The organism is Streptomyces sp. MI02-7b, from assembly GCF_033793585.1.
Classification (GTDB): Bacteria; Actinomycetota; Actinomycetes; order Streptomycetales; family Streptomycetaceae; genus Actinacidiphila.
On record NZ_JARAWX010000077.1, the window covers coordinates 1 to 719 of the forward strand.

1 protein-coding gene is annotated in these 719 nt (G+C 67.6%); it reads right to left on the minus strand.

The genetic code is table 11. From position 1 onward, the window contains the following. On the minus strand, positions 1-719 hold a 719-nt coding region (locus PV364_RS41130), incomplete at both ends, for a sodium:solute symporter family transporter (protein WP_415924679.1).

Genomic DNA, 719 nt, shown 5'->3' on the forward strand with positions numbered 1-719 from the left:
GTACCAGGGCGCCGATGCCGATCGCGGCGAAGGCCACACCCGCGAACCAGGACGGGAACATGTTCTCGAAGAGCTGGGGGATCGCCAGCTGCCCGTTGTCGACCTTCACGCCTGCGGCGACAGCCATGAATCCCAGAGCGGCGAGGAGACCCAGCATCAAGGTGTACAGCGGCAGCACGGTGGTGTTGCGGCGGATGACGTCGCGGCTGCGGCTGGAGAGCACCGCGGTGACCGAGTGCGGGTACATGAACAGCGCGAGGGCCGAGCCCAACGCCAGCGTCCCGTACGCCCACTGGGCCGTGTCGCCGGGCGCCAGTGATCCGCGGGGCTTCCCGGTGGCCGGACTGACCTGCGTGTAGGCCTCGTTCGCCTTGGCGAAGATGTCGTCGAAGCCACCCAGTTTGATCGGTATGTAGATGATCGCCACCGCGATGACGATGTAGATCAGGGTGTCCTTGACGAACGCGATCAGCGCCGGCGCGCGCAGGCCCGAGGAGTACGTGTACGCGGCCAGCACGCCGAAGGCGATGAGCAGCGGCAGGTCCTTGACGAACCAGTTGGACGAGGCGCCGCCGCCCACACCCATCACGTCCAGCACCGCCTGGATGCCCACCAGTTGCAGCGCGATGTAGGGCATGGTGGCCAGGATGCCGGTGACGGCCACCGCCAGCGACAGGCCCTTGGAGCCGAAGCGGCCGCGGACGAAGTCCGAGGTGGTG